Source organism: Actinomadura sp. KC345 (genome assembly GCF_004348515.1).
Classification (GTDB): domain Bacteria; phylum Actinomycetota; class Actinomycetes; order Streptosporangiales; family Streptosporangiaceae; genus Spirillospora.
On record NZ_SMKH01000074.1, the window covers coordinates 1 to 19924 of the forward strand.

General features: G+C 71.7%; 16 protein-coding genes. 10 read left to right on the forward strand and 6 right to left on the reverse strand.

Annotated features, from left to right (window positions below; genetic code table 11):
* The coding region (gene mshB / locus E1281_RS14910) for an N-acetyl-1-D-myo-inositol-2-amino-2-deoxy-alpha-D-glucopyranoside deacetylase (protein ID WP_131878476.1) at window positions 1–456 on the reverse strand (456 nt) is incomplete at its 3' end.
* 108 nt (window positions 457–564) lie between these two features.
* Window positions 565–2022, reverse strand: a complete 1458-nt coding sequence (locus tag E1281_RS14915; RefSeq protein WP_131878478.1) for a serine/threonine-protein kinase — start codon at window positions 2020–2022, stop codon at window positions 565–567.
* Window positions 2023–2216: 194 nt separating this feature from the next.
* On the opposite strand from E1281_RS14915, the gene E1281_RS14920 reads away from it, so the two are divergent.
* Entirely contained in the window at window positions 2217–4298 is a 2082-nt protein-coding gene (locus E1281_RS14920) for a prolyl oligopeptidase family serine peptidase (RefSeq protein ID WP_131878480.1), read from the forward strand.
* 192 nt (window positions 4299–4490) lie between these two features.
* On the opposite strand, the gene E1281_RS14925 is transcribed toward E1281_RS14920, so the two are convergent.
* Window positions 4491–6215 carry an ABC transporter ATP-binding protein gene (locus tag E1281_RS14925; protein ID WP_207943288.1) on the reverse strand — a complete coding sequence of 575 codons (1725 nt, stop codon included), beginning with the start codon at window positions 6213–6215 and terminating at the stop codon, window positions 4491–4493.
* Window positions 6212–7951, reverse strand: coding sequence for an ABC transporter ATP-binding protein (locus E1281_RS14930; RefSeq protein WP_131878482.1), 1740 nt, complete (start codon window positions 7949–7951; stop codon window positions 6212–6214). The genes E1281_RS14925 and E1281_RS14930 overlap by 4 nt, the downstream gene beginning before the upstream one ends.
* A 364-nt stretch (window positions 7952–8315) precedes the next feature.
* On the opposite strand from E1281_RS14930, the gene E1281_RS14935 reads away from it, so the two are divergent.
* The 9 genes from E1281_RS14935 (at window position 8316) to E1281_RS14975 (ending at window position 18072) form a co-directional block, all read left to right on the forward strand.
* Complete coding sequence (locus E1281_RS14935; RefSeq protein ID WP_243716966.1) at window positions 8316–9566, forward strand: SpoIIE family protein phosphatase; 1251 nt, start codon at window positions 8316–8318, stop codon at window positions 9564–9566.
* A 199-nt stretch (window positions 9567–9765) separates the two neighbouring features.
* The gene (locus tag E1281_RS14940; protein WP_131878484.1) at window positions 9766–10455 is read left to right on the forward strand and encodes a succinate dehydrogenase cytochrome b subunit; all 690 of its coding nucleotides are present in this window, start codon (window positions 9766–9768) and stop codon (window positions 10453–10455) included.
* A 2-nt stretch (window positions 10456–10457) separates the two neighbouring features.
* Window positions 10458–12395 carry a fumarate reductase/succinate dehydrogenase flavoprotein subunit gene (locus E1281_RS14945; protein ID WP_131878523.1) on the forward strand — a complete coding sequence of 646 codons (1938 nt, stop codon included), beginning with the start codon at window positions 10458–10460 and terminating at the stop codon, window positions 12393–12395.
* Window positions 12396–12397: 2 nt separating this feature from the next.
* The gene (locus E1281_RS14950; protein ID WP_131878486.1) at window positions 12398–13150 is read left to right on the forward strand and encodes a succinate dehydrogenase/fumarate reductase iron-sulfur subunit; all 753 of its coding nucleotides are present in this window, start codon (window positions 12398–12400) and stop codon (window positions 13148–13150) included.
* 32 nt (window positions 13151–13182) lie between these two features.
* The gene (locus E1281_RS14955) at window positions 13183–13929 is read left to right on the forward strand and encodes an arginase family protein (protein WP_131878488.1); all 747 of its coding nucleotides are present in this window, start codon (window positions 13183–13185) and stop codon (window positions 13927–13929) included.
* Between the two features lie 93 nt (window positions 13930–14022).
* Entirely contained in the window at window positions 14023–15783 is a 1761-nt protein-coding gene (locus E1281_RS14960) for a tetratricopeptide repeat protein (protein ID WP_165958936.1), read from the forward strand.
* 5 nt (window positions 15784–15788) lie between these two features.
* The gene (locus E1281_RS14965; RefSeq protein WP_131878492.1) at window positions 15789–16382 is read left to right on the forward strand and encodes a hypothetical protein; all 594 of its coding nucleotides are present in this window, start codon (window positions 15789–15791) and stop codon (window positions 16380–16382) included.
* Window positions 16383–16420: 38 nt separating this feature from the next.
* Window positions 16421–17539 carry an XRE family transcriptional regulator gene (locus E1281_RS14970; protein ID WP_131878493.1) on the forward strand — a complete coding sequence of 373 codons (1119 nt, stop codon included), beginning with the start codon at window positions 16421–16423 and terminating at the stop codon, window positions 17537–17539.
* Window positions 17536–18072, forward strand: a complete 537-nt coding sequence (locus E1281_RS14975) for a hypothetical protein (RefSeq protein ID WP_131878495.1) — start codon at window positions 17536–17538, stop codon at window positions 18070–18072. Before E1281_RS14970 ends, E1281_RS14975 begins: the two co-directional genes overlap by 4 nt.
* A gap of 87 nt (window positions 18073–18159) precedes the next feature.
* On the opposite strand, the gene E1281_RS14980 is transcribed toward E1281_RS14975, so the two are convergent.
* Window positions 18160–19161: a LysR family transcriptional regulator gene (locus tag E1281_RS14980; RefSeq protein WP_131878497.1), complete on the reverse strand. Its 1002-nt coding sequence runs from the start codon at window positions 19159–19161 to the stop codon at window positions 18160–18162.
* 50 nt (window positions 19162–19211) lie between these two features.
* Window positions 19212–19910 carry a Crp/Fnr family transcriptional regulator gene (locus E1281_RS14985; RefSeq protein ID WP_131878499.1) on the reverse strand — a complete coding sequence of 233 codons (699 nt, stop codon included), beginning with the start codon at window positions 19908–19910 and terminating at the stop codon, window positions 19212–19214.
* Between the last annotated feature and the right edge of the window lie 14 nt (window positions 19911–19924).

Genomic DNA, 19924 nt, shown 5'->3' on the forward strand with positions numbered 1-19924 from the left:
AGAGACAGCCTGGATGTGGTCGGGATGGCCGTAGTTGCCGCGCTCGTCGTAGGTGACGATCACGTGCGGGCGGACCTCCCGGATGACCGGGACGAGGTCCAGCGCCGCGGTGTCCACGTCGGCCCGCCAGAAGCAGCGGGGATGGTCGTTCGAGGGGGCGCCCATCATGCCCGAGTCGCGCCAGCGTCCCGGCCCGCCCAGGAAGCGGTGGTCGCGCACGCCCAGTGCCGCGCACGCCTCCGCGAGCTCCCCGATCCGGTACTCGCCGAGGCGGTCCTCCTTGTCGGACGCCAGATGGCGGAGGTCTTCGGGGATGACCTCGCCCTCCTCACCCAGCGTGCAGGTGACCAGGCAGACGTGGGCGCCCTCGGCGGCGTACTTGGCCATGGTCGCCCCGGTCCCGATGGACTCGTCGTCCGGATGGGCGTGGACGAACAGGATCCGCGGCTCCTTCATAGTCAACGAGCCTACTCAGGGCACGGCACCGGGGTGATGACCGCCCTGCACGGAGCGCCGTTGCGCGCGTCACGTTTTCACAGCACGGGTCCGGCGCCCGCCGCGGGCTTAGCCGCCTCCGCCGGTGCCGGGCTCCCCGCCGCCGCCACCGCCTCCGCCTCCGGTGCCGCCACCACCGCCACCGCCGCCGCCGTCGCCGTCGGTCGGCGGGTCGTCCGGGGTCGTCGGCGGGTCGTCGGGGGTCGTCGGCGGGTCGTCCGGGAAGGTCGGCTCCGGCTCCTGCGTCGGGAACGTCGGCTGCGGCTCCGGGGTGTCCTCGCGCGTCCGGGTGCGGGTCGGGGTCGGCTCCTGCTCGGTCTCCTCCTCGGTCGGGGTCTCCTCGACCGAGGAGGAGTCGGTGACCGTCGGCGAGACGGGCGAGTCCGGCGAGTCGCTCCCCCGGTTGGCCATGAACAGACCCACGACCAGCGCCAGCGCGAAGATCCCCGCGACGGCGGCGACGATCGGCCACTTGGACTTGCGCTCGGGCTCCCAGTCGTCGTAGCGGCCGCGCCCGCCTCCCGGGCCGCCGGGGCCGCCGTACGGGGGCCGCGCGGGCGGCAGGTTCCCGGTGTAGTCGCGGGGCGCCACCGGGCGGGTCGCCCCGCCGGGCGGGCCGCCGGCCATCATCCCCGCGGCGGCCCCGCCCGCGGCGATCGTCGAACCCTCAGCGAGCATCGTGGTCGCCTGCGCGGGGTCGTCCATGCGGGTCTGCCCGGCGCCGCCCGGACCGCTGCCGATCAGCGCCATCATGAGCTGCTGCGCGGTCGGCCGCCGCTCCGGCTCCTTGACCAGGCACGCCGCGATCAGGCGGTGCAGGTCCTCCGGGACGCCCTCCAGCGACGGCGGCTCGTGCATCACCCGGTTGATCACCGCGACGACCGTGTCGTCGCCGAACGGCGGGCGGCCGGTCGCGGCGAACACCATCGTGGTCGCCCACGCCCACACGTCCACGGCCTCGGTGAGCGTGGCGCCCGCCACCTGCTCGGGCGCCATGTAGGACGGGGTGCCGATCGCCTTGGTCGCGGCGGTCTGCCCGGTGTCCAGGGCCCGCGCGATCCCGAAGTCGATCACCCGGGGGCCGTCCGGCGCCATGATCACGTTGTGCGGCTTGAAGTCGCGGTGCACGATCCCGGCCTGGTGGATCGCGACGAGCGCGGTCGCGGTCCCGATCGCGAGCCGGTCCAGCGCCGCGCCGGTGATCGGCCCGGTCTCGGTGATCTGCTTGAACAGCGACGGGCCCGGCACGTACTCGCTGGCGATGTAGGGCTGGTCGCCCGCGACGTCGGCCTCCAGGACCTGTGCGGTGCAGAACCGCGCCACCTGCTTGGCCGCCTGCGCCTCCCGGACGAACCGGTTGCGCGCGTCGGTGTCGCCGGCCAGGTCTGCGCGCAGCAGTTTGATGGCGGCCCTGTTCCCGGAGGCGTCGACGCCCGCGTAGACGACCCCCTGGCCGCCCTCACCGAGCCGGTCGACGATCTCGTACGAGCCAAGCCGCCGGGGATCTCCCGGCTGCAGCTCCGGCATTGACCACTCCTCAAGCCCGCGACGACGAAAGTGTTTGGGGAAGCTTTGAGCTTACGCGAGCGCGGACCCGGGCACGGGTCATTCCCCGCCCATCTTGTGACGACCCGCGATCATACGGCCCGGGAGGCCGCCGTGCCCCGCACTTCGGCACCGTCGACGGACGCCGCGACCCCGTACTGGCAGACTCGGATGCCATGAGCATCAGCTATCCGCGGCAGAGCGCCCGCACGCGAAGGTTCGGCCTGGGCGTCCCGCGCGCTTTCCAGATCGCGCCGGACGAGACGCGCGTCGCGTTCCTGCGCACCAGGGCGGGCGACGACCCGGTGACCTGCCTGTGGACGCTGGACACCGCCACCGGCGAGGAGCGCTGCGTCGCCGACCCCGCGGCGCTGGACGTCCCGGGCGAGGAGAACCTGCCCGCCGAGGAGCGGGCCCGGCGCGAGCGCGCCCGCGAGCAGGCGGGCGGCATCGTCGGGTACGCCACCGACCGCGCCATGCGGCAGGCGGTCTTCACCCTGGGCGGACGCCTCTACGTCGCCGACCTCGACACCGCGCTCGTCCGCGAGCTGCCCGCCCAGGCGCCCGTCTTCGACCCGCGCCCCGACCCGGCCGGGCGCCGCGTCGCCTACGTGTCGGGACGGACGCTACGGCTGATCGAGATGGACGGCACGGACGACCGGCCGCTGGTCCAGCCGGAGTCCGACCAGGTCTCCTACGGTCTCGCCGAGTTCGTCGCGGCCGAGGAGATGGGCCGGATGCGCGGCCACTGGTGGTCGCCGGACGGCGGGACGCTGCTCGTCGCGCGGGTCGACGAGACCCCGGTGCAGCGCTGGCACATCGCCGACCCCGCCAACCCCGACGCCGCGCCCGCCGAGATCGCCTACCCGGCCGCAGGCACCCCGAACGCGCTGGTGTCGCTGGTGCTGCTGAAGGTCGACGGCGGCCGGCTCGGCGTCGCCTGGGACCGCGGCATGTTCCCCTACGTCGTGACGGCCTCCTGGGACCGGCACGGCCTGCTGATAGTCGTGCAGCCGCGCGACCAGCGGGTCCAGCGGGTGCTGCGGGTCGACCCGTCCAACGGGGAGACGAGCCTCGTGCACAACGAGCACGACCCGGTGTGGACGGAGATCGTCCCCGGCCTGCCCGTCCGCACCGGCGGCGGCGATCTCGTCTGGGCCACCGAGGACGGCGAGGCCGGCACCCGCCGGATCACCGTCGCCGGGACGCCCGTCACGCCCCCCGGCCTGCAGGTCCGGTCGGTGCTCGGGGTCGACGGCGACGCGATCCTGTTCACCGCCTCGGAGGAGCCCACCGAGATCCACGTCTACTCCTGCGCGGGTGGCGAGGTGACGAAAATCACCGAAGGCCGGGGCGTCTTCGGCGGCGTCCGCTCGGGCGGGACCACCGTGGTCACGGGAGCGCGGCTGGACCGCCCCGGCACGGAGACCGAGGTGCGGACGCCGTCGGACGTCCACCCGGTCGCGTCCCTCGCCGAGACGCCGGTGATCACCCCCCGCGTGGAGCTGCTGACGTCGGGCGACCAGGAGATCCGCACGGCCGTGCTGCTGCCGACCGGCTGGGAGCCGGGCGACGGCCGCCTGCCCGTCCTCATGGACCCCTACGGCGGGCCGCACGCGCAGCGCGTCATGGCCGTCCAGCGGGCGTACTGCGAGCCGCAGTGGCTCGCCGACCAGGGCTTCGCCGTGGTGATCGCGGACGGCCGCGGCACCCCGGGGCGCGGCCCCGCCTGGGAACGCGCCGTCCACGGCGACTTCGTGGAGCCGATCCTGGAGGACCAGATCACCGCGCTGACCGAGGCGGCACACCGGCATCCCGGCGCGTTCGACCTCGACCGCGTCGCCATCCGCGGCTGGTCGTTCGGCGGCTGGCTCGCGGGCCTGGCGGTGCTGCGCCGCCCGGACGTCTTCCACGCCGCCATCGCGGGCGCGCCGGTCACCGACTGGCGCCTGTACGACACCCACTACACCGAGCGCTACCTGGGCCACCCCGACGAGGAGCCGGAGAACTACGCCGCCAACTCGCTCATCGAGATGGCCGGGGAGCTGAAGCGCCCCCTCATGATCATCCACGGCCTCGCGGACGACAACGTCGTGGCGGCCCACACCCTCCGCCTGTCCTCCGCCCTCCTGGCCTCAGGCCGCCCCCACACCGTCCTCCCCCTGTCAGGCGTGACCCACATGACCCCGCAAGAGGTAGTGGCCGAAAACCTCCTGCTGCTGCAGGTCGACTACCTCAAACAGGCCCTGAACCGCTGACCCCAACCATCGCCGCGACCCCGCAACAACCCGAACCACTGCGATCGCGTCCGAAGGCAGGTTTCGAGCGAAGCGAGAAACCTGATCGCGCAGCGAGCCGCCAAGGCGGGTTCGGAGCGATGCAGCGATCGCACCGTAGTTCCCGCCGAAGGAAGGCGCTCCAGCGCCTGACGCCAAGGGAACTACGACAAATCAACGCTGCCAGCTGCGCCACAGGGCGGCGTAGGGGCCGTCGGCGGCCAGGAGTTCTTCGTGGGTGCCCAGTTCGGTGATGCGGCCGTCCTCCACCACCGCCACGCGGTCGGCGTCGTGGGCGGTGTGGAGGCGGTGGGCGATCGCCACCACGGTCCGGCCCTCCAGGACGGCGGCGAGCGAGCGTTCCAGGCGGCGGGCGGCGCGCGGGTCGAGCAGCGAGGTCGCCTCGTCCAGGACGAGGGTGTGCGGGTCGGCCAGGATGAGCCGGGCCAGCGCGAGCTGCTGCGCCTGGGCGGGCGTCAGCGTCTCGCCGCCGGAGCCGACGAGCGCGCCGAGGCCGGGGCCGTCCCAGTCGACCGCCGCGAGGACCCGCTCCAGTTCCGTGTCGGACGCGCCCGGCCGGGCCATCACCAGGTTCTCGCGGAGCGTCCCGCGGAACACGTGGTGCTCCTGGGTGACCAGGGCGACGTGGGCGCGCAGGTCGTCCAGCCCCAGCTCGACCAGCGGGACCCTCTCCTCCGAGCCGAGAGTCACCGAGCCGGAGCGGGGGCCGTCCACACCGGCCAGCAGGCGGCCCAGCGTGGACTTTCCGGCGCCGCTGGGGCCGACCATCGCGAGGCGTTCGCCGGGTCTCAGATCGAGGTCCACACCGTGCAGCACGTCCAGGCCGGGACGGTAGGAGTAGCGGACGTCACGTGCCGCGAGCCGCTCACCGGACGGGGTGCGGCCGTTGGGCGCGCGGTCCGGCGGGACGTCGCCGACGCCGAGCAGGCGGGCCAGGGACGTGCCGCCGAGCTGCAGCTCGTCCAGCCACGACAGCATCGTGTCCACCGGCTCGATGAGCTGCTGCGCGTACAAGGTCGCGGCGGTCACCTGCGCGAGGGACGCCATGTCGTTGATGTAAAGGAGGCCGCCGCACAGCAGCGTCGCCACGACGGGCAGGACGAAGCCGATCTCGGCGATCGGGAACAGGACCGTGCGCAGCCGGAGCGTGTAGCGCTCCGCCTTGTACGAGGCGGCGAGGGCGGTGTCGCTTCGCGCGTGGCGGCGTTCGGCCAGGCCGAGCGCCTCCACCGTCCGGGCGCCCTGGACGGTCTCGGTGAGCCCGCCGGCGATCTCCGACCACGTCTCGTTCTCCCGCATGTAGCCGCGGTGGGCGCGGGGCAGGTACCAGCGCATCGCCGCCCACAGCAGGGGGACGGCGATCAGCGCGGGCAGTGCGACGAGCGGGCCGTTGAGCAGCAGCGCGCCGACCGTGAACGCGACGACCACGATCGCGATGACCGTCTCCGGCATGGCGTAGCGGGCGGAGGTGCTCAGCGCGTCCACGTCCCGGGACGCACGCGTGACCAGGTCGCCGGTGCCCGCGCGCTCGACCCGCGACAGCGGCAGCTCCAGGACGCGGTCGACGAACTCCTCGCGCAGGCCGGCGAGCACCCGTTCGCCCAACCGCGCGGACGCGAAGTAGGCGTACCGGGTCAGGACGGCCTGGACGATCACGAACGCGGCGATGGCCAGCCCGGTCGTGTCGATGTCGGCCCGGCCGTCGCGGACGTCCTCGACCAGGGCGCCGAGCAGGCGCGGCGTCACCAGCCCCGTGACGGCGGCCAGCGCGTGCAGGCCGAGGACCACGGCGAGGTCGCGGGGATGCCGCATGATCAGCCGCCGCGCATACGCGCGCACCTGCGGGGGCGTCGCCACCGGCAGTGTCTCGGCGCTCACGTCTCCGCCCTTTCCGCGGTCTCTTTCCTCGTCGAGGTCTCTTCCCTGGTCACCGTGGCTCTGTAGCGGGGCTCAATGTTCAGCAGGTCACGGTGGGTTCCCTCCGCCACCACCTGGCCGTCGTGCACGAAGGCCACGTGGTCGGCGCGGTCGAGCATCAGCGGGCTCGTCGTGCACACCACGGTGGTGCGCTCCGCGCGCGCTTGGCCGAGCCGGTCGGCGATGCGCGCCTCCGTGTGCGCGTCCACCGCGCTGGTCGGTTCTACCAAGACGAGGACATCCGGATCGGCGAGGAGGGCCCGCACCAAGCGGAGCCGTTGCTGCTGGCCTCCGGAGAACTCCCGCCCTGCCTCGACCACATGCGCGTCTAACCCGACGGAGTCGACGATGTCCTCCGCGCAGGCGGCATGGACGGCGGCGTGCAGCGCGCCGGTATGCAGGACGTCGGTATGCAGGGCGCCTGCCTCCGGGGTGAGGCTTTCGGCGAGGCGTCCGGAGAAGAGGCGGTCCTCGTTCACCGCGACGAGGATCCGCCGCCGGACGTCCGCGACGCTGTCCAGCGGGACGCCGCCGTAGTCGACCGCGCCCGGCGCGTACCGTCCGAGCCGGTCGGCGATGGCCTGCGCGTCGCGCGGGTCGTCCGCCGCGATCGCGGTGACCCGGCCCGGACGCACGACCAGCCCGGAGGCTATGTCGGTCAGGTCGGCCGGCGCCGCCGGGCGGGCCGTACCGGTGTGCGGCAACTCCGGCTCCATGTCCAGCAGGGCGGTCACCCGGCCCGCCGCGACCAGCCCCTGGGTGATCCGGCCCGCGGCCTCCCCGAGGGTCTTCAGCGGAACGATCAGGAAGACCGCGTAGCCGTAGGACGTGACCAGCTCGCCCACGCCGATCGTCCCCTGGACGGCGAACCGGGCCCCGACCCAGGTCACCAGCGCGATCAGCAGGCCGGGCAGCAGCACCTCGGCGCCGTTCAGCCGCGTCTCGGCCCGCGCGGCCGCGACCCCGGCCTCCCGCACCCGCTGCGACTCGGCGCGGTAGCGGCCGGAGAACAACGCCTCGCCGCCGATGCCGCGCAGCACCCGCAGGCCCGCCACCAGGTCGGTGGTGTGCGTGGACAGCTCGCCGACCAGCTCGCGGTGCGCGAGCTCCCGGTCCCGGAGGGGGCGCAGCAGCGGCGCGGCGACGGCCAGGATCACCGGGACCCCGACCAGCACGATCAGGCCGAGCGGCGGCGAGGTGTACAGCAGGATGCCCCCGACGACGAGGATGGAGACGACGGCTCCCATCCCTCGGGAGATGATGTCCAGCGCGCCTCCCACGTGGACGACGTCGGTCATGCCGGCGCTCACCACCTCGCCCGCGCTCAGCCGCTTCGGCAGCGTCCCGCCGAGCCGGGTGGCCTGCCGGGTGACGACCTGGGCGGTCCGGTAGGAGGCGGCCAGCCAGGTGTACGTCGCGAACCGGTGCCGGAACGCCCCGGACACCGCCTGGACGAGGCCGAGGCCGAGGAGCGCGGCGGCCCACGCCACGAGCGCGCTCTCGTCCCGCGCCACGACGCCGTCGCCGAGGGCGCGGCCGATCGCGGCGGGCATCAGGGCCTGGCTGAGCATCCAGACCACGCCGAGGACCGCGCCCGCGACCGTGGGGCGCCACTGGACGCGCAGCAGCCAGAGCAGGTAGCGCGCGGGGGACCTGTGGTCGGGCGTGCCAGGATCTTTCTCCGGCAACGGCTTCACAGCCGAAGGTTATGCAGCAGAACGTCCGGAGTTCGACTGGTTTTCCGGCCTCGACTCTCGGTTACGGCCTGTCCGTAAATACCCACCTAGACGTGTCCCGAGGGTGCGGGCGGCGGTCGGGACACGCTATGGTCTGGATCACGGAGCGACGCTTTCCTCCCGCTCCTTGAGCCGGGACCCCGGCGGCTAGGCCAATGCCGCTCCCCCGGCGCGGCCCCGTCCCGCTCTCCCGCGGGAACAATGCCGAGCGCCACCGCCGTTGCCATGTGAACGATCTTCGTCCTCGCGAGGCCACTCGCGGCCGGGCCACCGGTGCCGGGCCGGACGAAGACCAGTTCAGCCAGCCGACTCCTCCGGAAGCCCTGTGAGCACCATCAGCCACCAGACGTACCCCTTCGCGCCGGGAGCCGAGGACGGGATCGACCTGCTCCTCATCGACGACGACCCCGGCGACGTCCTCATGGTCGAGAAGATGCTCGCCGAGAGCGGCATGGACGCCGAGATCAGCGTCGTCGGCGACCTGGCCGCCGCCAGGCGGACGCTGACGCGGCGCACCCAGTGCATCCTCGTGGACCTGTCCGCCCCCGGCATCGACGGGCTGGACGGGCTGCGGCAGGTGCTCGCCCTCCCCAGTCCCGCCGCCGTCGTCGTCCTGACCGGGCTCGGCGACGCCCACCTCGGCGTGCAGGCCGTCGCCGCGGGCGCCGAGGACTACCTGGTCAAGCAGGAGGTGGACGCGCCGCTGCTGGCCCGCGCCATCCGCTACGCCATCGAGCGCAAGCGCTCGGAGGAGACCGAGCGGCGGCTCGTCGAGGCCCGCATCCTCGGCCGCGAGAACGCCCGGCTGGAGCGCGGCCTGCTGCCCGTCCCGCTGATCGACGACCCGGCGCTGCGCCACCACACCCGCTACCGGCCCGGCCGGCGGCGGGCGCTGCTCGGCGGCGACTTCTACGACACCGTGCAGACCGAGGGCGGCGCGGTGCATTTGGTGATCGGGGACGTGTGCGGCCACGGCCCCGACGAGGCGGCCCTCGGCGTCCAGCTCCGGATGGCGTGGCGGACGCTCGTGCTGGCCGGACACACCGGTGAGCAGCTCCTCGGCACGCTCGACACCGTCCTCGGCCACGAGCGGCGCAGCGAGGAGATCTTCACGACCCTCTGCATGATCACGATCGCGCCGTCGCGGCGGACGGCGCGGATGCACCTGGCAGGCCACCCCGCGCCGCTGCTGTTCCGCGAGACGTCCCGCGACCGGACCGGTGCCGAGGTGGCGGCGCTGCCCGACTACGCGCACGGCCCGGCGCTCGGGCTGCTGCCCGGCGCCGAGTGGCCCACCACCGAGATCGACCTCGGCGACTCCTGGGCGCTGATGCTCTACACCGACGGCCTGATCGAGGGGAAGGTCGGCGAGGGCTCCGACCGGCTCGGCACCGACGGGCTCGTCGAGCTGGCCCGCGCCGCCCGCGGCGGGGGCGCCACGGGACGGTCGCTCATCGACGAGCTCGTCACCGAGGTCGAGCGCCTCAACGGCGACGCCCTGACCGACGACCTGGCCGTACTCCTGCTGTCCCGGCAGGATGACGCCGGTGCGGCAGGACGTCCGGGGCGGTTCTGACACAAGGCTCTGACCTCGTCAATGTCCGCTGCGTCACGTACCGGAGAAGTTCCGGAACGTCCTGTGAAGTCACTCACCGCACCGTTCATTACGGAACGGACACAGTGCCCGTTCTGCTTGGCTCCATAGCCCAGGGCTATCGAAACGAGTTCCCTGATGACTTGGAACTCTCGGCCCAGGTGGACGTAGCTTTCGCCCTGTGGCTATAGCGATACCTGCGATCTACCGGTCGACCGTCGGCAAGAAGGCCGTCATGGCCGTGACCGGCGGAATCCTCGTGCTGTTCCTGATCTCGCACATGATCGGGAACCTGAAGATCTTCTTCGGCGCGGAGGACTTCAACCACTACGCGCACTGGCTGCGCACGGTCGGCGAGCCCGCGGTGCCGCGCCGCACCGTCCTGACGCTCATCGAGGTCGTGCTGGCGGTGGCGGTCGTCCTGCACATGTGGTCGGCGGTATCGCTCGCCCGCCGCGCGTCCGCCGCCCGGCCCGTGAAGTACCAGTCGAAGAAGAAGTCGCACGCGCAGGGCTATGCCACCCGCACCATGCGGTACGGCGGGGTCATCATCGCCTTCTACATCGTCTGGCACCTGCTGGACCTCACGTTCTTCGTCGTGAACCCGCTGGGCGCCGACGACACCCCCTACCAGCGGATGATCGCCGGCTTCGACCCGTCCCGCTGGTACATCACCGCGTTCTACGTCGTCGCGGTGATCCTCGTGGGCCTGCACCTCCACCACGGCATCTGGAGCGCCTTCCAGACCCTCGGGCTGCGCACCCCGCGCAGCGAACGCCTCCTCCGCGGCCTGGCCGTGAGCGTCGCCGCGCTCCTGACCCTCGGCTTCGTCGCCGTCCCCGTCTCCATCACGTTCGGATGGGTGAGCTGACCATGATCGACAGCTTCTACAGGTCCGGCGACCCGATCGCCGACACCAAGGCCCCCGCGGGCTCCATCGAGGACCGCTGGGCGACCCGCAAGTTCGAGGCCAAGCAGGTCAACCCCGCCAACAAGCGCAAGAAGAAGATCATCATCATCGGGACGGGCCTGGCGGGCGGCTCGGCCGGCGCAACCCTCGGCGAGGCCGGCTACCACGTCCAGCAGTTCTGCTTCCAGGACTCCCCGCGCCGCGCCCACTCGATCGCCGCGCAGGGCGGCATCAACGCCGCCAAGAACTACCGCAACGACGGCGACAGCGTGTACCGGCTGTTCTACGAGACCGTGAAGGGCGGCGACTTCCGCTCCCGCGAGTCGAACGTGTACCGGCTCGCCGACATCTCCCGGAACATCATCGACCAGTGCGTCGCGCAGGGCGTCCCGTTCGCCCGCGAGTACGGCGGGCTGCTCGACAACCGCTCGTTCGGCGGCACGCAGGTGTCCCGCACCTTCTACGCCCGCGGGCAGACGGGCCAGCAGCTGCTCCTCGGCGCCTACCAGGCGCTGATGCGGCAGGTCGAGGCCGGCAACGTCGAGCTGTACGCGCGGCACGAGATGCTCGACCTGATCATGGAGGACGGGCGGGCGCGCGGCGTCGTCGTCCGCGACCTGATCAGCGGCGAGATCAAGAACCATACGGCGGACGCGGTCGTGCTGGCGTCCGGCGGCTACGGCAACGTGTACTTCCTGTCCACGAACGCGATGGGCTCCAACGTCACCGCGTCGTGGCGCGCCCACCGGCACGGCGCGCTCTTCGCCAACCCGTGCTACACGCAGATCCACCCGACGTGCATCCCGGTCAGCGGCGACCACCAGTCCAAGCTGACGCTGATGTCGGAGTCGCTGCGCAACGACGGCCGGGTGTGGGTACCGAAGAAGGGCGGCGACTCCCGCCGTCCGCCCGACATCCCCGAGGACGAGCGCGACTACTACCTGGAGCGCATCTACCCGTCCTTCGGCAACCTCGTCCCGCGCGACATCGCGTCCCGCGCCGCGAAGAACGTGTGCGACGAGGGACGCGGCGTCGGCCCCGGCGGCCTGGGCGTCTACCTCGACTTCGCGGACGCCGTCGAGCGGCTCGGCCGGGACAAGGTCGAGGCCAAGTACGGCAACCTCTTCGAGATGTACGAGCGCATCACCGGCGAGAACCCGTACGACACGCCGATGCGCATCTACCCCGCCGTCCACTACACGATGGGCGGCCTGTGGGTGGACTACGACCTCGAGTCCAGCATCCCCGGCCTGTTCGTCATCGGCGAGGCGAACTTCTCCGACCACGGCGCGAACCGCCTCGGCGCGTCCGCGCTGATGCAGGGTCTCGCGGACGGCTACTTCGTCCTGCCGAACACCATCGGCGACTACATCGCCCGCAACCCGCTCGGCGCGGTGTCGGAGAAGGCCGTGACCGAGGCCGAGGAGCGGGTGAGGTCGCAGATCGACAGACTCCTGTCGATCGACGGCGACCGCTCCGTCGACTCCTTCCACCGCGAGCTCGGCCACATCATGTGGGAGTACTGCGGGATGGAGCGCACCGAGGAGGGGCTGCGCAAGGCCCTCGGCCTCATCCCCGCGCTGCGCGAGGAGTTCTGGCAGCGCGTCAAGGTCACCGGAAAGGGCGAGGAGCTCAACCAGCAGCTGGAGAAGGCGGGCCGCGTCGCCGACTTCTTCGAGCTGGCCGAGCTGGTGGTCATCGACGCGCTGCACCGCACCGAGTCCTGCGGCGGCCACTTCCGGGCCGAGAGCCAGGACGAGGACGGCGAGGCCAAGCGCGACGACGGCAACTTCGGCTACGTCGCCGCCTGGGAATGGGCGGGCGAGGGCGAGCAGCCCGTCCTCCGCAAGGAGGCCCTGAACTTCGAATACGTCAAGCCGAGCCAGAGGTCTTACAAGTAATCATGAAGCTCACACTGCGCGTCTGGCGCCAGAGCGGCCCCCGGGACAAGGGGAGGATGGTCGAGTACGAGCTCGACGACATCTCCCCCGACGCCTCCTTCCTGGAGATGCTCGACGTCCTCAACGAGCGGCTCATCGCCGAGGGCGGGGAGCCGGTCGCCTTCGACCACGACTGCCGCGAGGGCATCTGCGGCATGTGCTCGCTCGTCATCAACGGCACCCCGCACGGCCCGGAGCGCGCCACCACGACCTGCCAGCTCCACATGCGCAAGTTCAAGGACGGCGAGGTCATCGACGTCGAGCCGTGGCGGGCGGCGGCGTTCCCGGTCGTGAAGGACCTGGTCGTCGACCGCTCGTCGTTCGACCGGATGATCCAGGCGGGCGGCTACATCACGGCGCCGACCGGCACCGCCCCCGAGGCGCACGCGACGCCCGTCCCGAAGCCGGACGCCGACCGCGCGTTCGAGGCCGCCGAGTGCATCGGCTGCGGCGCGTGCGTCGCGGCCTGCCCGAACGGCTCGGCGGCCCTGTTCCTCGGCGCCAAGGTCACCCACCTCGGGCTGATGCCGCAGGGACAGCCGGAACGCTGGGACCGCGTCGCGTCCATGCTGGAGACCCACGACGAGGAGGGCTTCGGCGGCTGCACCAACACGGGCGAATGCACCGCCGCCTGCCCGAAGGGCATCCCGCTGGACGTCATCGGGCGGCTGAACCACGACTACCTCAAGGCGGCCGCGGGAGGCGGCAAGCGCTGACCCGTCCGCCGGGACCTCACTACTGTGGAGGCATGACGCTCACGCTGGTCCCGTACCACCAGGACGAACGGCTGCCCGACTCGTCCTTTCCGCTGCCCGGCCCAAGCTTCATCACGGTGACGCGGGAGCTGCCGGAGGGCGATGTCTGGGAACGTCTTGCGGCGCTCTTCGAGCTGGTGTCCGCCGAGGTCACCGACCAGGTCGTCGGCGGGACGAGGCCGTCGGTGGTGTCGGGAGACTGCCTGGTGTCCGAGGCCGTTCTCGCCGGCGTCCAGCGGGCGGGCGTCGACGCCTCCATCGTCTGGTTCGACGCGCACGGCGACATCCATTCGATGGAGAGCTCCACGTCCGGCTACCTGGGCGGGATGCCGCTCCGGCAGATCATCGGCGACGACTCCGAGCTGCTCGCGGACCGGCTGGGGCTGCGCCCGCTCACCCAGGAGCGCGCCGTCCTGGTGGACGCCCGCGACCTCGACCCGGCCGAGGCGGAGTTCCTGGCCGCGTCGCGGGTCCGGCGCTGCACGGTGGACGACGTCGTCCTGCCCGACGGCCCCCTCGTCCTGCACGTCGACGTCGACGTGATCGACAAGGGCGACCTGCCCGGCCTGAAGTACCCGGTCGGAAACGGGCCGTCCTACGAGGCGGTGCTCGCCTCCGTGCGGCGCGTTCTGGCGACCGGGCGCGTCGCCGCGCTGGACGTCGCCTGCCCCTGGCACCCGCCGGAAGGCGACGACGACGTCATCCGGACCCGCCTGCTGCGGGACTTGCTGACGGCCTGACCCGGCCAGCCGGGAACGCGGAAGCCTCTGACCAGCGCGCGATCTTGCAGTACCGTGATGCACGTGCATAAGACGGTGCATTTGCATGGACTGATGCACAGTATCGACGACGCGCCGCTCGCCGTGCACCGGTCGATCCTGTGCGTGGACGTCCAGGACTTCGAGGGCCGGACGAACTGTGACCAGCTCGCCGTCCGCCGCGGCCTCTACCAGGCCCTGTGGACGGCCCTCACCGAGTCCGGCGTGCCCGTGGGATCCCGCTACTCGGAGGACCGCGGCGACGGCGCGATGATCCTCATCGGGCCCGACGTGCCGAAGGAGCGGCTGGCCGGAGCGTTCCCGGCCAGGCTGGCGGAACTGCTCGAACGGCACAACGGCAGCGCCCCGCCGGGCGCTCGCATCAAGATCCGCGTCGCCCTCCACGCCGGAGAGATCCACCACGATGACCACGGCGTCGCCGGCGGCGCGATCAACACGGCGTTCCGGCTGCTGGAGGCACGGCCGCTCAAGGAGGCCCTGCGCGACTCGCCCGGTGTCGTCGCGCTGATCGCGTCAAGGTGGTTCTACGACGAGGTCATCAGCCAGAGCCCGGCCTGCGACCCCGCCGCCTACCGCCTGACGCCCGTCTCGGTCAAGAAGACCCGGACGTCCGCGTGGATCCGGCTGCCCGACACCCGCACCGGCGCCACGCGCGTCCTGCGGCTGCTGTCCCTGCACCGGGGCGCGGAGATCTCCGTACCGGCCGCCGCCGCCCTGATCGGCGTCCCCGCCCGCGAGGTTCCCGACCTGCTCGGCGGCCTCTCGCTGGACGAGCGCGCCGGAGGCCGCTTCCGTGTCCCGCTTCTCGACCACGGGCTGCCCGGGGAGGAGCACGCCACCGCGCTGCGGCGCGTCCTCGCCTGGTACCTGGGCACGGCCGACAACGCCCGCCGCGTGCTGGCCCCCGAACGCGTCAGCCCGACGCTGACGCTGCCGGACGCCCCGTGCCGCCCCCTCACGTTCACCTCGGCGGACGAGGCCCGCCGATGGTGCGAGACGGAGCGGCTGAACCTGATCGCGGCCGCCCGCGTCGCCGCCGACGAGGGCCACCACGACATCGCGTGGCGGCTCCCGCTCGCCCTGTGGACGTTCTTCTTCCTGCGCAGCCCGTGGACGGACTGGATCGAGGCCCTGCGCACGGGTCTCGCGTCCGCCGAGCACCTCGGCGACGACCGCGGCATCGCCTACGCGCTCGGCGGCCTCGGCTACGCCGGCCAGCAACGCTGGCGTTTCGAGGAGTCCGTCGGCTTCTTCACCGCGTCCCGCGACGTCTTCCACCGGATCGGCGACCGCCGCGGCGAGGGCTGGGCCCTGCACGGCCTCGGCTACGCCTGCCGCCGCCTCCAGCGGTTCTCCGAGGCCGTCGCCCACCACGGGCGGTCCCTGCGGCTCGCCCGCGAGGGCGGGGACCGCCACAACACCGGCATCGCCCTGACCGCCCTCGGCTACGCGCACGCGGGGCTCAGCGAGTTCGCCGTGTCCCTGCGCTGCTTCGAGGAGGGCCATGCGATCGCCGCCGACCCCCGCTCCGAAGGCTGGGCGCTGCACGGCCTCGGCTACTCCCTCGCCGGGCGGCGCGACTTCGAGGCCGCCATCGTCCACTACGAGAAGGCCCTGAGCGCCTTTCGCGAGGTCGGTGACCGTCCGGGCCAGGGCGAGACCCTCTACAATCTCGGCCAGGCCCACCTGCACCTGGGACGCCGCCGCGCCGCCCGCGACTGCTGGGTCAGGGCCCTCGCCATCTTCGAAGACCTCCAGACCCCCCAGACGGCGGGCGTTCTCGCCCGCCTCCGCTCCCTCTACGACCGACCATGAAACCCATGACTCTCCAGGACCACATGCGCCGCGCCGCAGGCGAAGCACTGCGCTCTTTCCCCGAGGCCCTCCGACCGGACATCTATGTCATTTCGCTCCGCATCTCGCATGGCGAGTACTCGAACGTCCGCCAGCTCTGGGACTACGCGTACGACCCGTACATGGCCATCGGCTACAACACTGAGGCCCATGTCCGGCGGAACCTCGAAGCGTCCAGCTCAGCGGATCCGGTGGAGGTGCGCTGGAACTACGCCTACATGCTCCTTGAGGAGTCAGGCCCAGTGGGGCACCACCTCGACGACCCGGTCGGCACGAACCTTTATCTGGATGAGGTGAGGAGCCTCGACCTCTGGTACGAAGGCGAACTTCCCGAAGACGTCGAGGAGGAGAAGTCGGAGGCCCTCTTCGCCCACTTCGACGAAGCCTGCATCGACGTGGCGAAGCACCTGCGCTCGTCCGGGCTGATCGAACAGGCCCTTGGCTGCGACGTCCCCATCGTCGTGTTCGACATGTTCCGCCCCATCGAGCCGGAGGCGACCCAGGCGGCCAACCCTCCGCACCTCGTCCCGGACGACTACGTCACCTTCCAGACGACCTAGCCTGAGCAGTACACACTTCCCTGTGCGATAATGGCACAATGGTTGATGAGCAAGGGTGGCGCGAGGTCGGGGCACGCGTCGCGCAGGCCCGGAGCGAACGCGGTGTCAGCCAGGACGCCCTGGCCTCCGAAGTCGGGCTGGACCGGACCGCCGTCACCAAGATCGAGGCAGGAAGACGGCAGATCAGCTCTCTGGAGCTGGTGCGCTTGGCCGACGCCCTCGACCGTCCGCTCCAGTGGTTCGTCCTGCCTCCCCCCACCGCCGTCGTGAGCCGCCGCACGGCCATGGAAGGGCGACGCGGTCACCCGAAGGGCGAGCAGGTGCTCGACGACGTCACGCGCGACGTCGCCGTCCTGATCGATGTCCGCGTCCTCACGCCGAGCACGGCCAAGGGTTCCCTGAAGGCCATCAGCCCCGGCGACCTCGCATGGCGAGCCGAGGAAGCCGCGTCGCAGGCCAGATCCCTACTCGAAGTCGATTCCAGATCCCCGCTCCACGACCTCGCCGATGTCGTGGAGCGGGCTGGCCTCTACCCGTACTCCATACCCCTGGGAGGCGACAATGGCGACGGCACCTACGCGGAAGTCGATGGCGTCGGCGTTGCGCTCGTCAACGGGGACCTCGACCCTGGCCGACGTCGATCCACACTTGCCCACGAACTGGGCCACCACCTTTTCGGCGACGCGTACTCCATCGACTGGGGAGCCGACACTAGTGCCACGGAGAAGGCGATCGACGCCTTCGCCGCCCACCTACTCCTCCCCCGGGTCGCCTGTACCGAACGCTGGCGCGTTCTCCGAGGGGAGCACGAGTCACGACCCGCCGCGATCATCCTCAGCACCGAGTATCGGACGAGTTGGACGGCGAGCCTGCGCCAGTTGAAGACCTTCGGCCTGATCACTAACGACGAGTACCGGACACTCGACTCCAGGTCCCCTACGCGGGCCGACTACCTCGAGTGCGGCGTGCGCGTCACGGAAGAACTCGCCGCCCCGTACGTCCCGACGGGCATTGCCGCCGCCGCGATACGCGCCTACCGGACCCACCGCCTGTCCGCCGAGCGTGTCACACAGATGCTGCGCGGGCAGATCGACATCGACGATCTGCCCATCCGTGATGAGGTCCCGTTGGAGGCCCTCCGAGGCGAGCTGCGTTGACCCGTCAGCGCCTCGTCATCGACAGCTCACCGCCGAACTACTTCGCACGCTCCAATCAGCTTCCGATCCTGGAGAAACTGCTGGCGGGCCACGAGTGCTTCATCACGTCCGCCGTTGAGGAAGAACTCCTGCGAGGAGGTCCCCGGCACGCGCAGTTATACCAGGCGGCGGCACAACCTTGGCTGAGCGTCGTCAGTGAGACCTCCCTCCCCTATCTCGGCTTGTTCTCCGAATACCACGGACGGCTCGGCGGAGGAATGCGCAACATCGGTGAAGCGACGACGCTGGCGTACGCGGAGCTCCACGGCATCACCGCGATGGTCGATGATCGGGCGGGCCGCCGCCAGGGCAAGGAACGTGGCGTCAAGCTGCTCGGCACACTGGAATTGCTCTGCGCAGGCATCCGGGACAAGGTCCTGGAGGAGACGGACGCCGCTGCGGTAGTCGATCTCTTGTCCGATCACGAGGCGTACCTGCCGTGCGACGGCTCCAGCTTCTTCGAGTGGGCACGCTGCGAGGGCTTGTTGGAGTGACCTGCCGGACTGGCGCCCCGGTCACTTCCTGACACCAGGGAGCTGGAGGCCGTCCTCATTGGCGAGGCGCCGTTGCGGGCATCTCTATCAGTCGTTGACTAGGGTCTCCACTCCTGCCGGGAGGGTGCCGGCCAGACCGGCTTCCACCAGGAACGTCTGGAGGGTGTCCTGGAAGGCGCGGGCGGCGTGGGTCAGTTCGACGTCCTTGCGGTGGGCCAGGGCGATCGTGCGCAGGAGGCCCGGGCCGTGACGGCCGCGGCGCGGCTCCTCGTCGGCCAGGACGAGCGGGGTTCCGCGCAGGCCGGGCCGTCCCGCGAGGACCATGCTGGGGACGACCGCCACCCCGAGACCCACCTCGACGAAGCGGAGGACGGCGTCCATCTCGCCTCCCTCGACCGCGAACCTCGGCTCGAAACCGGCGGCGCGGCACGCGCTGATGGTCGCCTCGCGCAGGTCGTAGCCGGCGCGGAACATCACCAGCGGGCGGTTCCGGAGATCGTCGATGCGCAGGTACGAGCGGCGCGGCAACTGGGCCGCCTTCAGGGAGCCCTCCGGGAGGGCCGGGCCGGCTCCCGTCGGGGAGGCCACCACCAGGAACTCGCGCAAGATGGGGGTGGTGTCCAAGGGCGGGTCGCCCTGGAGCGGGAGGATGACCAGGGCCATGTCCAAGGAGCCGCGGGTCAGCTCCCTGACGAGGTCGCGCGAACCGCCCTCCTCGACGATGAGCTGGATCCCGGGGTAGGCGTCGTGGAAGCGGCGCAGAACGTCCGCCAGCAGGCCCCCGCAGAGGGACGGTGTGGCGCCGAGCCGCACCCGGCCGCGCTTGAGGCCGGCGAGTTCCTGCACCTCCAGGCGGGCCGTGTCGACATCGGCAAGGATGCGTTTCGCCAGGGGCAGCAAAGCCTCACCGGCGGGTGTCAGCGTGATGTTCCCCCGGGCGCGGCTGAACAGCGAGACGTTCAGCTCGGACTCCAGCGCGCGGATCTGCTTCGACAGCGAAGGCTGCGCCACCCGCAGGATCTCGGCCGCCTGCGTGAAATGGCGTACCTCCGCGACCGCGACGAAGTAGGCGAGCTGCTGCAACTGCACCTGCACAGGGTACGGGTCGCCTTCCGGCGCGCCCCCAGGCGGGAGTCGGGCTAGCGGGCGTGGCGGCGGAGGGCCTGGAGGTCGTGGACGATCAGGCGCCGCCGTCCCGTTTCGATCCAGCCGTGTGCGCGCAGCGTCCGCAGCGCCTTGCTGACCGCCTCCCGGGACGCGCCGACCCAGCCGGCCAGCTCCTCCTGCGACAGGTTCAGCGTGATGCGGACGCTCTCGCCGGCCTCCCCCGGACCGTTGCGGCGGTCGTAGGGCACGCCGAAGCGCTCGGCCAGCTCGACGAGGCGCTGCGCGACGCGTCCGGTGGCGTCGAACATGCCGAACTCGGCGCGCTTGCGGTCGGCGTCGCGCCAGCGCTGGCACAGGATCCGCATGATGATGATGGAGACGCGGCCATGGGCCTGCAGGAACGCCATGAACTCGTCCGCCGTGACCGCCAGCGCCCGCACCGGTTCCAGTGCCTCGACCGACGCCGAGCGCGGCAGCCCGTCGATCGCGGCGACCTCGCCGAGGAGCGCCCCCGGGCCCCGCACCGCGAGCAGGGCCTCACCGCCCTGCTCGTGGTAGGCGAACGCCTTGACCCGGCCCTTCAGCAGGACGGCGACCCAGCCGGGCTCCTCCCCCTCGGTGAAGAGCGTGGCCCCTCGTTCGAAGTCGCGGACGCGGCCACGTGATTCCAGGTCCGCGCGTTCGGCCGGGGTGAGATCGGCGAGGAACGAGCCCGGTTCGAGGGCGCTCATGCCCACCACGCTAA